This is a genomic window from Massilia haematophila (genome assembly GCF_042647645.1).
Lineage (GTDB): Bacteria > Pseudomonadota > Gammaproteobacteria > Burkholderiales > Burkholderiaceae_D > Telluria > Telluria haematophila.
Genome location: NZ_JBHRVV010000001.1, coordinates 4,224,332 through 4,245,005 on the forward strand (window position 1 = coordinate 4,224,332; position 20,674 = coordinate 4,245,005).

Consider the following 20,674-nt stretch of genomic DNA (forward strand, 5'->3'; position numbering starts at 1 on the left):
ATCAAGGCGAGCCATTCTACTGCGGTCCGCCGCTGCGCTTCGTACGCTTACATCGGCTTGGCCACCATCAGCCAGAAGATGACGACGAAGGCGATAAAGGCCGGCACGCCCAGCGCCACCCAGGTCTTGAAATAGCGCCAGTACCGCGGCGGCAGTTCGGTATTGTTGCGCACCGCTTCGGCGGACAGGTCGCGCAGGCGCATCTGGATCCAGACCACCGGCAGCCAGCAGGCGCCGGCCAGGATGTACAGGGCGATCGACCACATGATCCACTTGCTGTGCAGGGGATAACCGGCCAGGTGGATCATGTAGAAGCCGGTGAGGGGCTGGATGACGGCCGTGGTGGCCGTAAAAATCCAGTCGGCGATCACCACGTTGCGTGCGACCACGGCAATGGCGCGCACGTCGCGGCTGATGTTGGCGAACAGCATGTACCAGGCCGAGCCGATGCCGGTGCCGAACAGGAAGGTCGACGACAGGATGTGCAGCCACTTCACGACGACGTACTCCATTATTTCTCCTCGAGTTCATATAGCAGCCAGATCGCGGCCAGCATCGGCAAATTCTTGGTCAGCGGCCCATAGGGATGCAGCAGGAATTCCGGCAGTTTCCACGCTATCACGACCGTGTAAAAACTGATCAGGGCCAATTGTGCGAGCCATAGCCAGCGCCGCCGCGGCAGAAAAGCGATACCGAGCCCGAGCAGCAGGTCGAAACTTGCCGCACCATACAGCATCAGCGGCTGCAACATCGGCGGGATGCCGGTGCGGGCAAGCAGATCGTAGCTGGCCTCGACCGGATACAGCCCGAACGAGACGATGGCGGTGATGAGCCAGACCGCGACGATGCTCCAGCGCAGCACGGGCAGCAGCCAGCTCAGCTTGGCCGCGGTGCGCTCGGCCTGCGCGTCGGTCACGAACTGCGCGATCGGCGTCGGCGGCCGGCCCAGCAGATGGGCGGTGATGGCCGGGTCGGCGGTGTTGCCGCGGTCGAGCATGCGCAGCGCATCCTCGTCGAGGATGGCGCCGGGCAGCCAGCGCCCCAGCTTCGCCATGCCGCGCGCGATGAAGCCCGGCAGCGTCAGCACGCGCAGCCTTCCCATGCCCATCGCCGCGCGCAGCGCCGCCAGGTAATCGGTGAAGGACAGCGCCTGCGGGCCGACCAGCGGCACGCGCTGCGCGGTGACGCCGGGCGCCGGCGGCAGGCGGTGGCGCAGCAGAGCGACGATGGCGCCGGCCACGTCGTCGATGTGGACCGGCTGCACCAGTTGCGGCGCATTGCCGAAGCGCAGGGCGAAGGGCAAGCTGGCCAGCGCCTTGAACACGCGTGCGCTGGCGCCGCCCTTGCCGTAGACCAGCGAAGGCTGGACGATGTAGGCGCGCAGCGGGAGCGTGGCGAGGAAGTCGTCGGCCGCCTTCTTGGTGAGATGGTAGCGGGTCTCGGCATCGCGGTCGGCGCCCAGCGCCGAGAGCTGGATCACCATCTGCACCTCGTGCGATTCGGCGCAGGCGGCGAACAGCGCGCGCGGGGTTTCCAGGTGCAGGCGCTCGAAGGTCTGGCTGCCCGATTCGCGGAAGATGCCGACCGTATTCACCACCGCGTCGATGCCGCTAAGGCGCGCCAGCCAGACGGATTTATCGGTATCTTTTGCGAAGTCAGCATGCACGTAGCTCAAGCGCGGATCAAGGCTGGTTTTGGGCGAGCGCACCGCGCACACGACGTGGTGGCCTTCGGCGAGCAAGGCCTGCAACAGGTGTTGTCCGATGAAGCCGCTGGCTCCCGACAGCAAGATCCGCATGCACACTCCTTTACCGATGAATGAGGACGACACAATGACCGATTGGACGACATCGATGCAACGCGGCCTGGTCTCGGGTGCCGCTTCCAGCGTGGTTTCGACCGTGGCCCTGGCCCTGCTCGGGCGTGGCGAGGCAGGCAGCGCCTATGCTCCGACCAACGCCGTCAGCCACTGGATCTGGGGCGACGAAGCCGCCGAGCACGACGGCTTTTCGCTGAAGTACACGATCACCGGCTACGCCATCCACCACCTCAGCGCCACCTTCTGGTCGGTGCTGTTCGAGCGCCTGGCCGGCGAAAAGCTCGATCGCAAGGACTTGCGCGTGACGCTCGCCGCGTCCGCCGCCACCTCGGCAATCGCCTGCTTCGCCGACTACAAGCTCACGCCGAAGCGCCTGCAGCCGGGCTACGAGAAACGGCTGTCGAAAAAATCGCTGGCCGGCGTCTACGCCGCCTTCGCCGTCGGCCTCGCGCTGGGCGCGATCGCCCTGCGCCGCAACCAGTAGCGACGCCCAGTCGGCAGTCTAGAACAGACGGGAAAAACGTGCCGCTCTTCGTCTATGTGCTCATGGTGCACGGCATGCTCGGCTTCATCGACATCGTCGTCAACCACGAGTTGCTGGCCAGGCTGCCGCGGCGTGGCGACAGCGCGCCTGAAGAGCGGCTGCACGCGGCGCGCGAGTGCATCTTCGCCTGCCTGTTCGCCTCGCTCGCCTGGTTCGAATGGCACGGCGCGCTGGTCTGGTGGATCGCCGCCCTGCTGCTGGCCGAGGTGCTGGCATCGAGCAGGGACGCCGTCGTCGAAGGCGACACGCGCATCCTGCCGGCGTCCGAACGGGTGCTGCACCTGTTCATGTTCATCAATCTCGGCATCCTGATTACCCTGGTCGTGCAGGCGCTGCTCTGGTGGCACGGTGCGCCGACGGCGCTGGTGCGGGTCGATTACGGCTGGGCGAGCTGGGTGCTGACCGCGATGTCGGCCGGCTCGCTGGTGTGGGCGGTGCGCGATGGCGTCGCGGCCGGGCGCCGCGGGCGCGTGGCGACGGGCGCCTGAGGCCTCATCCGTCCCGTGGCGCGCCCTGGGAAAACCCGGGCGCGCCGGTGCCTGCCTGTATGGCAAGCCGCGTCAGAAGCCGTAGTTCGCGCGCATGTAGACGAAGCGTCCCGAACGGCCGAACGGCGAATAGTTCGAGAATGGCGTATTGCCCGTCGTGTTCAGCGCCGGCGGCAGCGTTTCCGGATAGCGGTCGAAGACATTGTCCGCGCCGAGCGCCAGCGACAGCTTGCGCGTGAGCGCGTAGCGCGCCTCGAGGTCGACCACCGTTTGCGCCGCGAGCGGGAAGTCGAAGGCGGCCGTCGTTCCGGGCGTCATCGTCTTGCCGTAGCGGGTGACGCGCGCGGTGGCGCCCCAACTGCCGAGCTTCCAGTTCAGGTTGGCGCTGAACTTGTTCTTCGGCTGGCCTTCCTCGAGCGCGATGATGTTGGCGCGGTCGAACAGCACCGGCGCCGGCTGCAAGGCGGCGAGCTGGGCCGTGACCGGCACCTTGGTGACCTCGGTCCGGTTGACATTGCCCGCCAGCGTGGCATCGAAGCGCCCCGCCGCGCCGGCGTTGATCGGCCAGTTCAGCACGATGTCGACGCCCTCGGTGGTGGTGTCGACGCCGTTGATGAAGAAGCGTCCGCCGCCCACGCCCACGAAACCTTGCGCGACGATGTAGTCGCGCACGTTCGCCTGGGTCAGGTTTTCCGACAGGATGATGCGGTCGCGGATCTTGATGCGATAGGCGTCGATCGTGACGCTGACCGGATCGAAGCGCAGCACCGCGCCGAGCGACAGGTTCACCGATTTCTCGGCATCGAGCGGCTTGGCGCCAAGTGCGACGGCCACCGGATCGGTCGGTTTGAAGGTCGTGATCTCGTACGGCACCCCGTTGATGAAATTGGTCGAGGTCGACGTGAAGTTTTGCTGCTGCGGCGAGGGTGCACGGAACCCGTTCTGCAGCGAGCCGCGCAGGGCGAAGCTTTTACTGAAATCGTAGCGGCCCGAGAGCTTGCCGGCCAGGCTGTTGCCGTAGTCCGAATAATGCTCGGCACGCACCGCGACCGAGGCCAGCAGCTGCGGCGTGATGTTCGCTTCCAGGTCGACGAAGGCGCCGGCCGCGCTGCGGTGGGTATCGATCTCGTTGGCCGGGCGGAAGCCCGGGAACACCTGGGCGCCCGGCGCGGCCGGGGTGCCGTTGGCCAGCGTCTCGCCGCCGTAGCGCCAGGAATCCGGCTCGCCCGCGAACAGCTTGTAGCCTTCGCGTCGCACTTCGGTGCCGACCGCGATGTTCAGCGGCGAGGACAAACCCACGTCGAGCGTGCGCACGCCGGTCAGGTTGAACACCAGCTGGTCATAGGAAAAGCCGCCGGCATCGAATACGGTCTTGCTGGACGGGCCGATCGAGCGGTTCAGCGTGTTCTGGATCTCGAAGCGCATCTTGTTCTTGCCGTAGCCGAGCGAGGCGTCCATGTCCCAGTTACCGAGGGTCCAGGTGATGCCGCCGGTGGCGCTGAAGTCGTCCACGGTCGGCGCGATGACTGGCAGGAAGCCGTCCGGATAGATGGACAGGATGTTGCGCGCATCCTGGGCCGGGCGGAAGTAGCCGCTGGAGCGCGCTTCGCGGTTCTGGTAGCTGGCCCAGCCGTAGACCCTGGTGCCGTTGCCGAGATCGTTGCCGGCATTGGCGAACAGCGTCGCCTGCTGCATCTCGGGGTCGCCGTACCAGGCGTTGAAACGGTCGATCGTGTTTTCGCGCGGGTCGAAGGCGCCGTTGGCCAGGCGCGGGTATTGCTGGCGCATGTCGTAGCCGCCGCGCTCGGTGCGCGATTGATCCTTGTATTCGGCGGCGATGGTGACGTGGCCGCTCTCTCCCCACGGCAGCCCCTTCCAGGCGCTGACCGTGGTGCTGTGGCCGTCGGTGCGCTCGCGCGAGGCCGGGCCGGTCCAGGTACCGCCCGCCGGCGCGGCATCGTTCCACAATTCGTATTCGGTGATGCGCGCGCCATAGGTGACGCTCGCTTCGCCGCCATCGCGGTCGGTGCGCAGGCGCAGGTTGATGACGCCGGAAATCGCATCCGAGCCGTACTGGGCCGCGGAGCCGTCGCGCAGCACCTCGATGTTCTTGACGATCGCCGTCGGGATCGTGTTCATGTCGACCGCCGCCGAGCCGCGCCCGACGCTGCCGTTCAGGTTCACCAGCGACGAGGCGTGGCGGCGCTTGGAGTTCACCAGCACCAGGGTCTGGTCGGGCGCCATGCCGCGCAGGGTCGCCGGACGGATGGTGTCGGTGCCGTCGGTGAGCGAGGGCCGCGGGAAGTTCAGCGAGGGGAGCGCCACCGACAGCGCCTGGTTCATTTCGGTGGTGCCGGTGTTCTTCAGGGTGTCGGCCGAGATGATGTCGACCGCAGCGCTGGTGTCGAGCGCGCTGCGGTTGGCGACCCGCGTGCCCGTCACCACGACGGTGGCGGTGCTGCCTTCGGTGGCGACCGTTTCCTGCGCAAGTGCCGTGCCCGAGAACATCGCGGCGATCGACAGGGCCAGTACCGTTTTTTTCCTCGTTCTTTGCATTTTCTTCCCTCGCATGAATGGTTTGAGCGGCTAATGCTCGAACCAGTCTGGAGGGCATACCCAAGCATGTCAATTTGCAACGGGTTATGTAGTGCGAAATGCAACAGTTGTCAGTACGTCAGGATGTCGTAAGGAAATCCAGCCTATGTCAACGTTCAGTGTGCCTCGGCTGTCGCTTTCTTGCCGCGCAGCTTGTTCACGACGGTCACCACCAGCAGCACCAGGCCACCCACGATCACGCCGGCCAGGGCGTCGATCACGGTCGGCGTGATCGCTTCCAGTACGCCGCCGATGCCTGGCACCGTGCCCATTTTTTCGGCGGCGCTCACGGCGAAATGGTGCAGCGGTTCCCAGTTGTGGCCGATGATGCCGCCGCCGACCATGAACATGGCGGCCGTGCCGACGATCGACAGGAATTTCATCAGGCGCGGGGCGGCGGCCAGCAGCATGCGGCCCAGGCCGCGCGCGAAACCGCTTGTCTTCTGGCTCAGGTAGAGGCCGGCGTCGTCCATCTTGACGATGCCCGCCACCAGGCCGTAGACGCCGACCGTCATCAGCAGCGCGATGATGACCAGTACCGAGAGCTGCTGCAGGAAGGGCATCGCCGACACCGTGCCCAGCGAAATGACGATGATCTCGGCCGACAGGATGAAGTCGGTGCGGATCGCGCCCTTGATCTTGTCCTTTTCCACCGCGCACATGTCGACGTTGCTGTCGGCCAGCGCCGCCGCCAGGCGTTCCTCGTTGGCCGCGTCTTCCTCGGGGCTGTGCAGGAAGCGATGGGCGAGCTTTTCGAAGCCTTCGTAGCAGAGGAAGGCGCCGCCGACCATCAGCAGCGGAATGATCAGCCACGGGACGAAGGCGGAGATCAGGAGAGCCGCCGGCACCAGGATCGCTTTGTTCATCAGCGAGCCCTTGGCGACCGCCCATACCACCGGCAGCTCGCGGTCGGCTTTCACGCCGGTGACCTGCTGGGCGTTGAGCGCCAGGTCGTCGCCGAGCACGCCGGCGGTCTTCTTTGCCGCCACCTTGCTCATCAACGTGACGTCGTCGAGCACGCTTGCGATGTCGTCGAGTAATGCCAGCAAACTGCCTGCAGCCATGGACCTGCTCCTGTGATGTCAATATGGCAGCATCTTAACCGAGGGCAGCAGCTCCGGGCACACGGTTCAGCGCGATTTATTTGCAGTTCAGGCGCGAAAAACTGCAGCTCGTCGCTTTCGGCCCCCGCCGGTCGCCGACATACGTATAGTCCAGCATCGAGTGCTGCGGTACGGCAGCCTCGCCTAGCGAAGGAGACAACCATGACCCCGACCACGAACCAAGCCGTGAACCCAGCTGCGAACCAGGCCGTGCACCAAGCCGTGCACCAGACCGCTGCGCCGGTGCGCTGCACCCGCCCGCCGAAACGCAAGACCCGGATCACGATCTATCTCGACGACGAGGTGCTGACCGAATTCCGCAACCTGTCCGAGCGCTGCGGCACCGGTTACCAGACCCTGATCAATGCGGCGCTGCGCCACCGCCTGGCGAATGCGGGGCCGGAGACGGGCCTGCTCTGATCTTGCCGGACTGCCGGACCCGATGATCGGCTCCGGTGTCGCGTGGGATGGTTCTGGCGTCAGCGATCAGCGCGTGGGCGGATTCTCCGCCCGCCCTACGGTTTTGGCGCGCCCGCTTGCGGCGATTTCGCAGGAAGCCCGTGTTTCCGGCCTTCCCGGGAAACGGCGGCCGTTGCGCACGGCCGCGTGAAAGATTACAACTGGCAATTTTTTGTGCTAATCTTTCCGCTCTTTCAACCCCGGAGGCACCATGAAAAAAGGCGAACTGATCGCTGAATTTGCCAAGCGTACCGAAATGTCGGGTACCGCGGCCAACGTTGCGGTCAACACGATCATCGAGATCATCACCGAGCGTCTGAAAAAAGGCGACACGGTCGGCATTACCGGCTTCGGCACCTTCTCGGTGACCAAGCGCGCAGCCCGCAAGGGCCGCAACCCGGCCACCGGCGACGTCATCAAGATCGCCGCATCGAAGACCCCGCGTTTCGCGGCCGGCGCGACCCTGAAGGCCGCCGTCAACCCGCGCAAGAAGTAATATCGCATGCCACGGCAGGGCGCCGCGGCTTGACGCCGCGCACCCTGCCGATTCCCGTTTCTCGATTCCCGTTTCTTCTCTGCGCTTTTCCCCTTTCCTTCCCCGAGTAACCCCCCATGAGCTTCGCCACCTGGATCGCCTTCGTCATCGCCGGCACCGTCATCGCCATTTCGCCGGGATCGGGCACCGTCCTGTCGATGTCCCATGGCCTGGCCTATGGCGTCAAGAAAGCCAGCGCCACCGTGCTCGGGTTGCAACTGGGGCTGATCCTGGTGCTGGCGATCGCCGGCGCCGGCGTCGGCTCGCTACTGCTGGCCTCGGAGACCGCCTTTACCGTGGTGAAGGTGATCGGCGCGCTGTACCTGATCTATCTCGGCGTCTCGCAGTGGCGCTCGAAGGCCGAATCCGGCCCGATGGCGAGCAGCGCCGGCCTGGCCGCGCACCCCTCCGTCAAGAAGCGCGTGCTGACCGGCTTCCTCACGAATGCCACCAACCCGAAGGGCATCATCTTCATGGTCGCGGTGCTGCCCCAGTTCATCTCGAAAGAGGCGCCGCTGCTGCCGCAATTGCTGATCCTGGGCGTGACCATGGTCACCATCGACAGCCTGGTCATGCACGGCTACGCCGCGCTGGCGGCCTCGATGCAGCGCCTGTTCCGCGACGCGCGCGCGGTGCGCATCCAGAACCGCTTCTTCGGCGCGGTGCTGGTCGTCGTCGGTTCGATGCTGTTCTTCGTCAAGCGCGGTGCGCAAGCCTGATGTTTCGCTCACGCACAAGTTGCAACCGACTGTAACCCGCGTTGTCCCGGCGCCCTTCCTGCGTTGTAATCGGGTAGACGTCCACCGTCCCACGCCCGGAGCCCCATCATGAAACCACGTTTTCTGAAGACCGCAACGCTCCTGGCGCTTGCGCTCAGTTCCGCGCTCGCCGCGCAGCCGGCGCTGGCGGACGATCCGCCGGCACGGGTCGGGCGCATCGCCCTCACCCAGGGCGAGGTCAGCATCAGCGCCGGTCCCGGCGACAGCCCGAGCAGCGCCCTGGTCAACTGGCCGCTCACCTCCAGCAACACCGTCACCACTGCCCCGGGCGCGCGCACCGAGCTGCGCGTCGGCTCGACCGCGATCCGGCTCGACGGCGACTCCGCGCTCGAGGTGGTCCAGCTCGACGACGATAACCTGCGCCTGCGCCTGCACTACGGCAGCGCCAGCATCCGCATCGTGAACGCCGATGTGCTGCCCGGCTTCGAGCTGACCACGCCCGAGGGCCGCGTGCTGCTGCAGGAGCCGGGCCGCCTGCGCGTGGACGCCGGGCGCGTGCTTGATACCAGCAGCGTCAACGTGTTCGACGGCGTCGCCATCGTCGAGGGCGGCGGCGAGCGCCTGACGGTGCGCGCCGGCCGCCGCGCCGACATCGAGGGCCTGGACCTGCGCACCACGCAAGCCGTGCGCGACGCCTTCGACGACTGGGCCGCGGGGCGCGACCGCGCCGACGACGCCGTGCTCGCCACCCGCTACATCCCGCCGGAGATGACCGGCTACGAGGAGCTCGACCGCTACGGCAGCTGGAGCACCGACAGCGAATACGGCACGCTCTGGATGCCGTCGGTCGCAGCGGATTGGGTGCCCTACCGCGACGGCCGCTGGACCTGGATCGCTCCCTGGGGCTGGACCTGGGTCGACAACGCGCCCTGGGGCTATGCGCCCTTCCACTATGGCCGCTGGGTCCACGTGAACCGGCGCTGGGCCTGGGCCCCGGGCCGCCACGACCGCCATCCGGTATGGTCGCCGGCGCTGGTCGGCTGGGTCGGCGGCAGCGGCTGGAACCTGAACTTCAATGCGCGCCCGTCGCCGGGCCAGGGCTGGTATCCGCTGGCGCCGCACGAACGCTACGTGCCCGGCTACCGCCTGTCGGACGAGCGCCTGCGGCGCCTGAACTGGCACGGTGGACGCGACCGCGACGGCAAAAAACGGGATTACCGCCGCGAGGGCCTGACCGTGGTGCCGCAGGACCGTTTCAATCGACGCGGCGAGGTCGTGGTGCCGCGCGAGCCGCGCGCGACGCCGCCGGCCAACTGGCAGCGCGCCCCGGTGGCGCTGCCGCCGACGCCGCCGGTGATCTGGCACAGCGGCGCCGGCGAGAACCGCCGCGCCGAGGACAGGGATGGGCGGCGCGCGTGGCTGCGCGGCGATCGGCGCAACGCCGGCCCGGCGCCGCGGCCGGCAGCGGTGCCCGGCGCCCAGCCGGCGCCGGTTGCGGCCAGCACGCCGGCGATTTCACAGCCAATTCCGCAGCCAATTCCGCAGCCGGGCGTGATCACGACCGCGCCGCCGGCATTCCATGGCGGCGCAGATGTCGAGCGTCGCCGCGAAGTGCGCGCCGGGTTCGACGACGCGCGCCGGCAACGCTACCAGCAGCGCGCCGAGAGCGACGGTGCGGTCAGCGTGATCGGCGCTCCCGCGCCGCGTCCGGCGATGCCGGTCCCGACCCTCTCCACCGAGCCGGCGCCGCCATCGGCCAGGCATGGCGGCGGCCGCATCTACGAGGCGACCGCGGCGATGCGGGCGCAGCAGCAGGCACGGCAGGCGCAGCAAGGGCCTGCCCCGGTCGCGGTTGCGCCGCCGCCGCCACGTGCCATGCCGAGCGCGCCACGGGCGATGCCGACGCCGTCGGCGGTGGTGTCGCCGCCGCCGCCCCCGGTCTCGGCGCCGGCCCCGGCCGCCGCCCCGGTCCGGACCGAAGCGGCGCCATCCCAGCCGCGGCACACGGACAGCGGCCTGCGCCGCGGCATCCCGCGCCAGATGGAACGCTGATCCGGCGCCGAGCGGGCCGGACTGCGTTGCCGGCCCGGCCAAACCGGGCACCGGCGATACGCCGTCCGCGCGCATTGGCTACAATGTGCTTTTGCACTGGAATTGCATATGGACCCGAAAGAATCCCTCATCGAATACCCGAGCGACTTCCCGATCAAGGTGATGGGCCCGACGCATGAGGCCTTCGCTGCCACCATCGTCGAGGTGGTGACGGGCTTCGACCCGACCTTCCACCACGGCCGCATGGAAGTGCGTCCTTCCGGCAAGGGCAACTACACGGGCCTGACCTGCATCGTGCGCGCCACCAGCCGCGAGCAGCTCGACGACATCTACCGCACCCTGTCGTCGCACCCGATGGTGAAGATCGTTCTGTAAAGTAAGACTATCCGGCGCCCCGGCAATGCCCGGGGCACTGGCTTATAATGTCGGGGCTGTTCCACACTCCGACCAGACCCATGCACCCGACCCGTCCCGCCAGCCCGATCATCCGCGAGCTGGGCCGCGCCGACTACGAGCCCACCTTCGCTGCCATGCGCGCCTTCACCGATGCGCGCACGCCCGATACGCCGGACGAATTGTGGATCGTCGAGCATCCGCCGGTGTTCACGCTGGGACTGGGCGCCGACCGCGGGCACCTGCTGGCCGGCCCGGGCGTGCCGGCGCATGCCATCCCGGTGGTGCAGACCGACCGCGGCGGCGAAGTCACTTACCACGGCCCCGGCCAGGTCGTGATCTACCTGCTGATGGACCTGCGCCGCAACAAGCCGGGCGGCAAGCTGTATGCCCGGCAATTTGTGGCGAAAATCGAACAGGCGGTCATCGACGTGCTGGCGGCGTATAATCTTGGCGGCGAACGCGTCGCCGGCGCCCCCGGCATCTACATCGCCGACGGCCCACGCAAGGGCGCGAAAATCGCCGCGCTCGGCCTCAAGGTGCGCGGCAACGGCTGCACCTATCACGGCGTGTCGCTGAACGTGGCGATGGACCTGGCGCCGTTCTCGTGGATCAATCCCTGCGGTTACTCGGGCCTGGCCACGGTCGACATGCGCACAATGGGCATCGAGGCGCCGTTGGCCGACGTGCAGCAGGCACTGGCGCGCGAACTGGTGCGCCACCTGTCCCAGCCGATCGAAGCGGCGGCGGCCGACGTTGCCAACGTCGTTGACCAGCCGCGAACCGAACAAACCAACTGAGCCCTTCCGGGCATGAGCGACATGACTACCGAAACCGACACCGGTGTGACTCCCGCAAACAACGCCGCCTACAACGCCAGCGAAAAGCAGAAGGGCGCCAGCAAGACGTCGCGCATCCCGATCAAGATCGTGCCGATCGCCGACGGCGAACGCCTCAAAAAGCCGGACTGGATCCGCGTGAAAGCCGCCACGGCCTCGTCGCGCTTCTACGAGATCAAGGACATCCTGCGCGCGAACAACCTGGTGACCGTGTGCGAAGAGGCGAGCTGCCCGAACATCGGCGAATGCTTCGGCAAGGGCACCGCGACCTTCATGATCATGGGCGACAAGTGCACCCGCCGTTGCCCGTTCTGCGACGTCGGCCACGGCCGTCCCGACCCGCTCGACGTCAACGAGCCGGGCAACCTGGCCAAGACGATTGCCGACCTGCGCTTGTCGTATGTCGTGATCACCTCGGTCGACCGCGACGACCTGCGCGACGGCGGCGCCGGCCACTTCGTCGAGTGCATCCAGAAGACGCGCGCACTGTCGCCGAACACCAAGATCGAAGTGCTGGTGCCGGACTTCCGCGGCCGCCTGGAAAAGGCCCTGAACATTTTCGCCGACGGCCTGCCGGACGTGATGAACCACAACCTGGAAACCGTGCCGCGCCTGTACAAGGAAGCACGCCCGGGCGCCGACTACAAGCACTCGCTGGAACTGCTGCGCGACTTCAAGGCCAAGTACCCGAACGCCGTCACCAAGTCCGGCATCATGGTCGGCCTGGGCGAGACCGACGAGGAAATCCTGGAAGTCATGCGCGACCTGCGCGCCCATGACGTCGACATGCTGACCATCGGCCAGTACCTGGCGCCGTCGAACTCGCACCTGCCGGTGCGCCGCTACGTGCACCCGGACCAATTCAAGAAGTTCGAGGAAGCGGCCTACGAGATGGGCTTCGTGCACGCCGCAGTCGGCGCGATGGTGCGTTCGTCCTACCACGCGGACCAGCAGGCGCACGACGCGGGCGTGGCGGCATAACCCTGCCGTTGTTTGGTCTTCGACAAGGCGGCCTCCGGATGGAGGCCGTTTTTCATTGGGCGCGCCGGCGCGCGTCCGTCCTGAACCGTGCCCGTCTTCCTTCCGCGATATAGTGATCACAACCAGACATCGCATTCACGACACATGAGCAATCCCCGCGACAACGACAATCCCGAAATGGATACCGGCGACGACGCCTTCCTCGAACAGGACATGGGGCTGGCCGCGCGCGGCATCGCGCTGGTCAAGATGGAGGGCCGCGTCTTCCTGCGCTTTTCCGGCGAAGTGAAGTACGAAGGCCTGCGCGTGCGCTACGCGCTGGTGCCTTCGCGTGGCGTGCTGGCCAAGCCGAGCAAGTGGCGCAAGATGGACATGCTGGCGCGCCGCGCGCTGATCGAGGAGAGGACGAGCGACAAGGCGATCGCCGAGCTGCAGGTCGACACCGAGGAATTCGTGCGCGAGATCGCCGACGAGGCGGACGACGCCGGGTTCGATCCGCGCGTGTTCCTGGGCGTGCTCGACGAGCTGGAAACGTCCGAGCCGGCCGAGTACGTGTTCGACCGCATCCGCCAGCGCGTCACCCACGCCATCGAGCGCGAACAGGAAGAACGCCACGCCGCGCGCACCAAGGAAAGCATCAACCTGGCCGAATACCCGCAATCGTTCGAGGTCGCGAGCCGCCTGCCGCGCAAGTTCATCGCCCTGCTCGGCCCGACCAATTCCGGCAAGACTCACCGCGCGATGGAGGCGCTGGCGAAAGCGGCCAGCGGCGTGTATCTCGCTCCGCTGCGCCTGCTGGCGCTGGAAAATTACGAACGCCTGCAGGCGGCGCGTCCGCACGGCGAGGAACTCAAGGTCAGCCTGGTCACGGGCGAAGAGCGCCGCATCGCCGAGGGCAGCACCCACGTCGCCAGCACCGTCGAGATGCTCGACACCAAAACGCCGGTCGAGGTGGCGGTGATCGACGAGATCCAGATGCTGGCCGACCGCGACCGCGGCGCGGCCTGGACCGCCGCCGTCTGCGGCGCGCCCGCCAACACCGTCTACCTGGTCGGCGCGCCGGAAGCGCGGCGCGCGATCGAGGCCCTGGCCGACCGCCTGGAAGTGCCGCTCGAGGTGCATGTTCTGAAACGCATGGCGCCGCTGGCGATGGAACCGTCGCCGGTACGCAAACTGACGAACCTGCGCCGCGGGGACGCCGTCATTGCCTTTTCGCGGCGCGAGGTGCTGATGTGGCGCGACATGATCACCGAAAAGGGGCTGTCGGTGGCCACCGTCTACGGCAATCTTTCTCCGGAAGTAAGGCGCGCCCAGGCCGAACGTTTCCGCGAGGGACAAGCCGACATCGTGGTCGGCACCGACGCGCTGGCCATGGGCCTGAACATGCCGATCGCGCGCATCGTCATGACCACCGCCGTGAAGTACAACGGCTATGAGGAGGAAGAGATCTCGGCGGCGCTGGCCAAGCAGATTGCCGGCCGCGCCGGGCGCTACGGCGTGCACGAAGAGGGCTTCGTCGCCGGCTACGACGACGACACCCACGAGGTGATGCGCGCGCTGATGAAGGAAAAGATTCCACCGGTACCCGCCAGCGGCTTCGCGGTCGCGCCGTCGCTCGAGCAGTTGCACCGCATCTCGGCCGTCACCGGCGAGACCTCGCTGGTGAAACTGCTCAAGCGCTTCGTCCACAACATCGACGTACCGGACGGCTTTTTCTATCCGAAGATCACCGAGGAGCAGAACGAGCGCGCCGAATGGCTCGATACCTTGCCGCTGTCGATCGCCGAGAAATTCATGCTCTCGCTGGTGCCGATCTCGACCAAGGTGCCGATGCTGCAAAGCGCCTGGGAGCACTGGTCCTTATCGCTGGCCAAGAAGAAGATCTGCAAGCTGCAGCCGCATACCCAGGAACTGTTCTGGATGAACCTGCAGGAAGTCGAAGACACCTGCCGCATGTACTCGGCCTACGCCTGGCTGGGCTACCGCCAGCCGGAATTCTTCCCCAGCATCGAGGACGCCCAGCAACTGGCGCGCGAGGCGGCCGAGCGGGTGGATGCGATCCTGCAGCAGCAGAACACGGCCTCGCGCCGGCGCCAGGCGGGCGGTGGGAAACATGCGGCGGCAGGCGGGAAGCAGAAGCGGCGCGCGTGAAACGCGGCTGGCTGTGTTCTGATCCGTGGTGCACTGCCTGCGCCACGTCGAATGTTGGCCGAAACCGTAGGGTGGGCACCCGTGCCCACGCGAAAGCGTGCACGGCGTTGGCATAATTGAAGCCGAATGGCCCGCACCGTGATGCCGCATCTCATCGCACACCCCAACATTTAAACGCAGCCAACACGATGCGACGTTCCGCGTGGGCACGGAGTGCCCACCCTACGTTCAGCGCCTGGCCGCGAGCACGTGTACGATGACGATTTCCTCATCATCGACTTGCTGACATGAACAACAAACTGACTCCCGCCATCTTCAACGAACGCGGCGCCGGCACCCTGCCCGCCTACCTCGGCATCGAGATCCTGGAGGTGCTTGAGGGCCGCATCGCCGCGCGCCTGCCGATCAAACCGCACCTGCTGGCGCCGAACGGCTATCTGCACGCGGGCAGCGTGGTGACGCTGGCCGACACCGCCGCCGGCTATGCCTGCATGGCCCACCTGCCGGAAGGCGGCCAGAGTTTCACCACCATCGAACTGAAATCGAACCACCTCGGCACCGCGCGCGAAGGCGCGATCGCGGCCGTCGCCACGCCGGCCCACCTGGGCCGCACCACGCAGGTGTGGGATGTCACGGTGACGGACGAGGCAAACGGCAAGACCATCGCCCTGTTCCGCTGCACCCAGATGATCCTGTATCCGAAATAAAGTCGACTCCAGAATCGGACATGAATCGGTCCGAAAATGGAGTATTTAAGGCGCCGGCGGCAGGCAGACCGCGGTCACCCCGGCCGCGGTGGCGCCGACGGCCGGCAGGTCGGACGGCGACTTGCCGTTGCCGACCAGGATCGCGTCCTGGCCCTTGTAGCTGAGCTGCAGTTCTTCGCCGGCATAACCTTCGAGTTCCTTGGGCACGAATACGGCGAAGCGGTAGTTCAGGTCGGAATAGAAACCGCTCTGGAAGATCTGCTCGGGCGGCCCCTCCTGGATCTCGGCGGCAATGGCGTCGAGGATAGGGAGCGTGTCGCCGGCATTGTTCAGGTCGACCTGGCCCTGATAGCGCAGGCTGTAGGGCGGCAGGCCGCCGATGTCGCGTCCCTGGTAGCTCACGCGGAAATTGTTGACGCTGTAATGGAAGCCGCGCACGGAATGTTCGGCCACATCGACATTGCACAGCAAGAAAATGGCCCAGAAACCCTTGGAATCGACCGGCGTCAGGTGGCCGACGCGGTACAGCGCCGCCGACAGCGCGATCGGATTGGTGAAGCGGATTTCGTGCGCGTTGGCCACGTGCTGGTAGTGCAGGACAGCATCGGCCTTGCGTGGCGGCGGCGCGCACCCGGCGAGCACCAGCATGCCGGCGGCAATCGCTGTCGTGCGAAGAAAGTGACCCATTACATCTCCTTTACGAGCATGACCGCGGGTTTGCGGTCAGCGAACGCATCAAGCTTGGCCGATTCCGGCGTCCCAGACTTGAGTTAAGTCAGGCGTGCTGTGGCATAGGCGCAGCGAGCCTGTCGACGTTCGCAGCCGCCAGTGTAATAAGGGAGGGAAGGCGCGGCAAGGCGAGCACGGCCGCACTTGCTCAGCCGGCTGCCAGCGCCTTCTGCAAGAGGGCGTGCAGCTGGGAAAACTCGGGTTCGCCGACGTAGCGCTTGAGGATGGTGCCGTCCTTGCCGATGACGAAGGTGGTCGGCGTCAGGGTGACGTCGCCGAAGGACCTGGCCAGGTCGCCGCCCGAGTCGAGCGCGACGATGAAGGGCAGCTTGCGGGTTTCGGTGAAGTTGACGACGTAGTTCGGCGGGTCGTACTGCATGGCCACGGCGACGAACTCCAGGCCTTGCCCCTTGAACTTGTTATAGGTGTCGACCATCGCCGGCATCTCGCGCACGCAGCTGACGCAGGAAGTGGCCCAGAAATTCACCATGACGACCTTGCCGCGCAGGCCTTGCGTGCTGATCTTGTCGCCGGCGAGGCTGATGAAGGTGACGTCGGGGGCCTTCTGGCTGCTGCCCAGCGTGGCGTAGCCGATGCCCGCCAGCGCGAGCACGACCGCGCCGATGGCGGCGGGCTTGATCCAGGAACGGGAAGCGGAAGCAGTCATGGCGGTGCAATAAAAAACAGCAGGGCGAACCCTGCCGGAACGTTTACAGCTGGACCGAGGAGGTCTGCGGATACTGCGTGCGCAGTTCTTCCTCGGTGATGTATTCGAAGATCTTGACCACGCGCTGGACGCCCGAGACGCTCTGGGCGATCTTCGCGCCGAGGTCGCCTTCGCGCTGGGTCACGCGGCCCATCAGGTAGACGGTGCCGCGCTCGGTGACGACCTTGAACGAGGTGGCCGAGATGGTTTTCATCTCGACCAGGCTGGCCTTGACGTTGGTGGTGATCAGGGCGTCGGACGAGCGCGAGGTCAGGCTCGACGGGCCGGCGATCGCCAGCTCGTTGATGACCGAGACCACGTTCTCGATGCTGCGCACTTCGCGCTCGACCGAGGCCTTCATCGTCTCGTCGCGTACTTCGCCGGTGAGCAGGACCTTGCGGTTGTAGCTGGCGACGTTGACGTGGCCGGCATCGCCGACCAGCTTGCGCACCTGCATCTCGGCCTTCACCGTGATCGACTTGTCCTCGGTCTGCGCGCCCAGGGTGCGGCGGTCCATGGTCGCGGCCGCGCCCAGCGCGGCGCCGCCCATCACCAGCGGCACGCAGCCCTGGAGCGAGCCCAGCAGGGCGGCGCACAGGATTGCCTTGGTCAACGGTCCTTTCAGGACCTGGCCAGTCTTACTCATTCACGTCTCCTCCGAAAAGCGCGACGTCGATGCCGTCGCAAATGCAGTGAATCGCAACCAGGTGCACTTCCTGGATGCGTGCGGTGCGGCTATGCGGCACGTTGATGTGCACGTCGGCGTCGGTCAGGAGCTTGGCCAGTGCGCCGCCGTCCTTGCCGGTGAAGGCCACCACGCGCATCTCGCGCTCGAGCGCCGCCTCGACGGCGGCCAGCACGTTGGCCGAGTTGCCCGAGGTCGAGATCGCCAGCAGGATATCGCCGGCCTGGCCGAAGGCCTGCACCTGTTTCGAGAAGATCTCGCGGAAGCTGTAATCGTTGCCGACCGCGGTCATGATCGAGGTATCGGTGGTCAGGGCGATGGCGGGGAGCGGGAAGCGCTCGCGCTCGAATCGACCGACCAGCTCGGCAGCGAAATGCTGGCAGTCGGCGGCCGAACCGCCATTCCCGCAAGCCAGGATCTTGTTGCCGTTGGACAGGGCGCTGAACATCAGTTCAATCGCCTGCGAGATGGGAGAGGACAGCGCCGCAGCCGACTTCAGCTTGAGATCGGCGCTCTCCTGGAAGTGAGCGAGGATGCGTTGAGTGTTCATAGCCGACGATTATAGTGCAGTGGCAAGCACGGGCGGGCAAAGGGTTTTAAGATTGCTTACAACATCATGACGTTGCGCAACCATTCGAGTTGCTCGCCATCGATGGCGACCACGTCGAAACGGCAGGCCGGCGTCTTCGGAAAACGCAGCAGGTAGACCTGGGCGGCGCGCACCAGGCGCCGGATCTTGGCGGGGGTGATGCTGGCGGCCGCGCCGCCGTACTGGCTGCCGGCGCGCTGGCGCACTTCGACGAAGACGAGGGAATCGCCGTCGCGCATGACGAGGTCGATTTCTCCGCCCTTGCAGGTGAAATTGGCCTCGACGAAAGCGAGGCCCTGGCGCTTCAGGTGGCGCAGCGCCACCTGTTCCCAGTCGCGGCCCTGCGACTGCTTGGCGGACAGTCGCGGACCGGTCATGCTTATTCGCCGTTGGCCACCGTGTCGAAACCGATGCCGTCGCGGTAGACGGCGGCCGCTTCCTGGCGCCGCAGCGCATAGGCGCCGCTATTGTCGACACGTACCGACAGGCGGCCGGTGACGCCGTCCAGCTCGAACGAGGTGCCCGGATGCTGGGCCACTTCGCGCGCCACGCGGAAGGCGTCGATGCCCAGCGCATACAGGCGCTGCATGTCGAGGGTGTCGGCGTCGAGCGGACGCGGATAGACCATCACCTGCGGATGGTCGGGTTGCACCGTCCACGGCAAGTCGAGCAGGCGGATGCCGTCGAGCTCGGGCCAGGCGGCGCCCGGCGTGCGGCCCGGATTCGCCGCCGACACCGCATAGGTCGGCAGCGAGGTGCCGAGCGCGCTGCGCACCTGGCGCAGCTGGCTGGCGCCGAGCGCCGCGAACACCAGTTCGGGACGGTCGACTTCGAGCCGCGCGCGCAGCTCGGCCAGGGCGTTGCCGTCGACGTAGCCGTCGTTCACCGGCAATTCGACGGTGGCGTTGTTGCGACCCATGCGGGCCCAGCGTTCGGTAAACGCGCCGACGGCACGCTGCTGCCAGGCGGTGTTGCCGCTGACGACGAGCGCGCGGCCGGTCGGGTGTTCCTGCGCGGCCCAGTCGGCGACCTGCCGCGCTTCGTCCTCCAGCGACAGCCCGACCACCAGCATGTTGGCCGGCAGCGGCCGGTCGGTCTGCGGGTGGTTCAGCGCCACCGTCGGCTTGCTCACGAATCGGCTCGCGGCCAGCGCGGCGACGGCGGAGCGGGCCAGCGGGCCGACCACGACGTCGGCCTGCTCGGCCGCGCGGGTATACGCCTCGAGCGTGGATTCGGGGGTGTCGCCGCTGGCGACGACGTCGACCGTGATGCCGGCGCTGTCGCGCTCGTGGCCGGCGAGGAAGCCGGCGCGCACCGCCTCGGCCGCCTGGCCGAGCGAGGGCGACTGCAGCGGCAGCAGCAGGGCCAGGCGCGCCTGCACGCCGGGCGTCGCGGCGTGGCTGCCGTCGGTGCGCGGATACAGGTCGACCGGCATGGTGCGGGTCTCGGAACGCGGCGCGGAGGTGGGCGGGGGCGGCGGCGGGGGCGCCGGGCGTTGCGCACTTGTGTTTGGCTCTGCGGGCGCGCACAATCCGCCCGGTACGCCGCATCCCAGATCGGGTGGCAGGGGCGTGCTGGCGCAGCCGGCTACCATCGCACTGGCAACGACAGCGGCGGCAACGGCAATCGCACGCAGGCCCTTCAGATTATTTACGAGCATCGTCTCTCCAACATGACCGACAACCAGTCCATCGATATTGCCAAGCTGCCAGTAATGGCCGAGGCAGCTCAGCAGTCCTATCCTACCGCAACGTTGTACGTCGTGGCCACCCCGATCGGGAATGCCACCGACATCACGCTGCGTGCTTTGCACCTGCTGGCGCTGGCCGACGTGGTCGCTTGTGAGGATACGCGCAAAACCGGCGCCCTGCTCACCCGTTACGGCTTGAACAAGCAGATGGTGGCCGCGCACATGCACAACGAGCGCGAAGCGGCCGACAAACTGATCGCCCGCCTGCAGGCCGGCGAGCGCGTGGCGCTGGTGTCGGACGCCGGCACCCCGGCCGTGTCCGACCCCGGCGCGCGCATCGTCGACGCGGTGCGCGCAGCCGGCCTGCGCGTGCTCCCGCTGCCGGGCGCATCGGCGTCGGTGGCGGCGTTATCTGCCAGCGGCCTGGTCAACGACCGTTTCAATTTTGTCGGCTTCCTGCCGGCCAAGGCCAAGCAGCGCGAGGCGGCGTTGATGGAACTGGTGCGCGAGCCGGCCACCCTCGTCATCTACGAGGCGCCGCACCGGATCAATGATTGCGTCGAAGGTTTGCTGGCCGTGTTCGAGCCGACGCGCCAGGTCGTGTTCGCGCGCGAGCTGACCAAACTGTTCGAGGAAGTGCACCGCTGCCCGCTGAGCGAAGCGCTGGCCTGGGTGAAAGCCGACCAGCACCGCGAGCGCGGCGAATTCGTCGTGCTGGTCGAGGGCGCGACGCTGGCGACCGACGCCGAAGACGCGGAAGCCGAGCGCATCCTGAACATCCTGTTGACCGAATGCAGCGTGAAGCAGGCGGCGAACCTGACGGCGCAGATTACCGGGCGCAAGAAGAATGCGCTGTATGAGCGGGCGCTGCAGATCAAGGGCGAGTAGGT

22 protein-coding genes are annotated in these 20,674 nt (G+C 66.9%); 12 read left to right on the forward strand and 10 right to left on the reverse strand.

The window, feature by feature from the left end:
- Nucleotides 1-47: 47 nt before the first annotated feature.
- Together ACFOPH_RS18735 and ACFOPH_RS18740 are read right to left on the reverse strand one after the other, a co-directional pair.
- Entirely contained in the window at nucleotides 48-512 is a 465-nt protein-coding gene (locus ACFOPH_RS18735) for a DUF2269 family protein (protein ID WP_379736918.1), read from the reverse strand.
- On the reverse strand, nucleotides 512-1,798 hold the full coding sequence (locus ACFOPH_RS18740) for an SDR family oxidoreductase (protein WP_379736919.1): 1,287 nt from the start codon (nucleotides 1,796-1,798) through the stop codon (nucleotides 512-514). Before ACFOPH_RS18740 ends, ACFOPH_RS18735 begins: the two co-directional genes overlap by 1 nt.
- A gap of 34 nt (nucleotides 1,799-1,832) precedes the next feature.
- On the opposite strand from ACFOPH_RS18740, the gene ACFOPH_RS18745 reads away from it, so the two are divergent.
- Nucleotides 1,833-2,303 (forward strand): hypothetical protein, encoded by a 471-nt coding sequence (locus ACFOPH_RS18745; protein WP_312547526.1) that lies wholly within the window; start codon nucleotides 1,833-1,835, stop codon nucleotides 2,301-2,303.
- A 38-nt stretch (nucleotides 2,304-2,341) separates the two neighbouring features.
- Nucleotides 2,342-2,851: a hypothetical protein gene (locus ACFOPH_RS18750; protein ID WP_312547527.1), complete on the forward strand. Its 510-nt coding sequence runs from the start codon at nucleotides 2,342-2,344 to the stop codon at nucleotides 2,849-2,851.
- Nucleotides 2,852-2,923: 72 nt separating this feature from the next.
- Here ACFOPH_RS18750 and ACFOPH_RS18755 read toward each other — a convergent pair whose 3' ends face one another.
- Nucleotides 2,924-5,407, reverse strand: a complete 2,484-nt coding sequence (locus tag ACFOPH_RS18755) for a TonB-dependent receptor plug domain-containing protein (protein WP_379736920.1) — start codon at nucleotides 5,405-5,407, stop codon at nucleotides 2,924-2,926.
- A 155-nt stretch (nucleotides 5,408-5,562) separates the two neighbouring features.
- Nucleotides 5,563-6,510 (reverse strand): DUF808 domain-containing protein, encoded by a 948-nt coding sequence (locus ACFOPH_RS18760; RefSeq protein ID WP_379736921.1) that lies wholly within the window; start codon nucleotides 6,508-6,510, stop codon nucleotides 5,563-5,565.
- A gap of 201 nt (nucleotides 6,511-6,711) precedes the next feature.
- On the opposite strand from ACFOPH_RS18760, the gene ACFOPH_RS18765 reads away from it, so the two are divergent.
- The 9 genes from ACFOPH_RS18765 (at nucleotide 6,712) to ACFOPH_RS18805 (ending at nucleotide 15,385) form a co-directional block, all read left to right on the forward strand.
- Nucleotides 6,712-6,969: a BrnA antitoxin family protein gene (locus ACFOPH_RS18765; RefSeq protein WP_379736922.1), complete on the forward strand. Its 258-nt coding sequence runs from the start codon at nucleotides 6,712-6,714 to the stop codon at nucleotides 6,967-6,969.
- 250 nt (nucleotides 6,970-7,219) lie between these two features.
- Complete coding sequence (locus ACFOPH_RS18770) at nucleotides 7,220-7,504, forward strand: HU family DNA-binding protein (RefSeq protein ID WP_312547535.1); 285 nt, start codon at nucleotides 7,220-7,222, stop codon at nucleotides 7,502-7,504.
- Nucleotides 7,505-7,620: 116 nt separating this feature from the next.
- On the forward strand, nucleotides 7,621-8,262 hold the full coding sequence (locus tag ACFOPH_RS18775) for a LysE family transporter (RefSeq protein ID WP_379736923.1): 642 nt from the start codon (nucleotides 7,621-7,623) through the stop codon (nucleotides 8,260-8,262).
- 108 nt (nucleotides 8,263-8,370) lie between these two features.
- A complete protein-coding gene (locus ACFOPH_RS18780; protein ID WP_379736924.1) occupies nucleotides 8,371-10,314 on the forward strand; it encodes a DUF6600 domain-containing protein in 1,944 nt (647 codons plus the stop codon).
- Between the two features lie 108 nt (nucleotides 10,315-10,422).
- Complete coding sequence (locus ACFOPH_RS18785) at nucleotides 10,423-10,689, forward strand: DUF493 family protein (protein WP_312552756.1); 267 nt, start codon at nucleotides 10,423-10,425, stop codon at nucleotides 10,687-10,689.
- 80 nt (nucleotides 10,690-10,769) lie between these two features.
- A complete protein-coding gene (gene lipB / locus ACFOPH_RS18790; protein WP_379736925.1) occupies nucleotides 10,770-11,507 on the forward strand; it encodes a lipoyl(octanoyl) transferase LipB in 738 nt (245 codons plus the stop codon).
- Between the two features lie 21 nt (nucleotides 11,508-11,528).
- Nucleotides 11,529-12,527: a lipoyl synthase gene (gene lipA / locus ACFOPH_RS18795; RefSeq protein ID WP_379736926.1), complete on the forward strand. Its 999-nt coding sequence runs from the start codon at nucleotides 11,529-11,531 to the stop codon at nucleotides 12,525-12,527.
- 144 nt (nucleotides 12,528-12,671) lie between these two features.
- Nucleotides 12,672-14,678 (forward strand): helicase-related protein, encoded by a 2,007-nt coding sequence (locus ACFOPH_RS18800; protein WP_379736927.1) that lies wholly within the window; start codon nucleotides 12,672-12,674, stop codon nucleotides 14,676-14,678.
- Nucleotides 14,679-14,965: 287 nt separating this feature from the next.
- The gene (locus ACFOPH_RS18805; protein ID WP_379736928.1) at nucleotides 14,966-15,385 is read left to right on the forward strand and encodes a PaaI family thioesterase; all 420 of its coding nucleotides are present in this window, start codon (nucleotides 14,966-14,968) and stop codon (nucleotides 15,383-15,385) included.
- Nucleotides 15,386-15,430: 45 nt separating this feature from the next.
- Here ACFOPH_RS18805 and ACFOPH_RS18810 read toward each other — a convergent pair whose 3' ends face one another.
- The 6 genes from ACFOPH_RS18810 to ACFOPH_RS18835 form a co-directional block, all read right to left on the reverse strand.
- The gene (locus tag ACFOPH_RS18810) at nucleotides 15,431-16,072 is read right to left on the reverse strand and encodes a hypothetical protein (RefSeq protein ID WP_312553718.1); all 642 of its coding nucleotides are present in this window, start codon (nucleotides 16,070-16,072) and stop codon (nucleotides 15,431-15,433) included.
- A gap of 190 nt (nucleotides 16,073-16,262) precedes the next feature.
- A complete protein-coding gene (locus tag ACFOPH_RS18815; protein WP_312553720.1) occupies nucleotides 16,263-16,781 on the reverse strand; it encodes a peroxiredoxin family protein in 519 nt (172 codons plus the stop codon).
- A 43-nt stretch (nucleotides 16,782-16,824) separates the two neighbouring features.
- Nucleotides 16,825-17,466 carry a BON domain-containing protein gene (locus ACFOPH_RS18820; protein WP_312553722.1) on the reverse strand — a complete coding sequence of 214 codons (642 nt, stop codon included), beginning with the start codon at nucleotides 17,464-17,466 and terminating at the stop codon, nucleotides 16,825-16,827.
- A complete protein-coding gene (locus ACFOPH_RS18825; RefSeq protein WP_312553724.1) occupies nucleotides 17,459-18,055 on the reverse strand; it encodes a phosphoheptose isomerase in 597 nt (198 codons plus the stop codon). The genes ACFOPH_RS18820 and ACFOPH_RS18825 overlap by 8 nt, the downstream gene beginning before the upstream one ends.
- Before the next feature lie 56 nt (nucleotides 18,056-18,111).
- A complete protein-coding gene (locus ACFOPH_RS18830) occupies nucleotides 18,112-18,471 on the reverse strand; it encodes a YraN family protein (protein ID WP_379736929.1) in 360 nt (119 codons plus the stop codon).
- 2 nt (nucleotides 18,472-18,473) lie between these two features.
- On the reverse strand, nucleotides 18,474-19,529 hold the full coding sequence (locus tag ACFOPH_RS18835) for a penicillin-binding protein activator (protein WP_379736930.1): 1,056 nt from the start codon (nucleotides 19,527-19,529) through the stop codon (nucleotides 18,474-18,476).
- Between the two features lie 237 nt (nucleotides 19,530-19,766).
- On the opposite strand from ACFOPH_RS18835, the gene rsmI reads away from it, so the two are divergent.
- Nucleotides 19,767-20,672 carry a 16S rRNA (cytidine(1402)-2'-O)-methyltransferase gene (gene rsmI, locus ACFOPH_RS18840; RefSeq protein ID WP_312554428.1) on the forward strand — a complete coding sequence of 302 codons (906 nt, stop codon included), beginning with the start codon at nucleotides 19,767-19,769 and terminating at the stop codon, nucleotides 20,670-20,672.
- Nucleotides 20,673-20,674 lie beyond the last annotated feature (2 nt).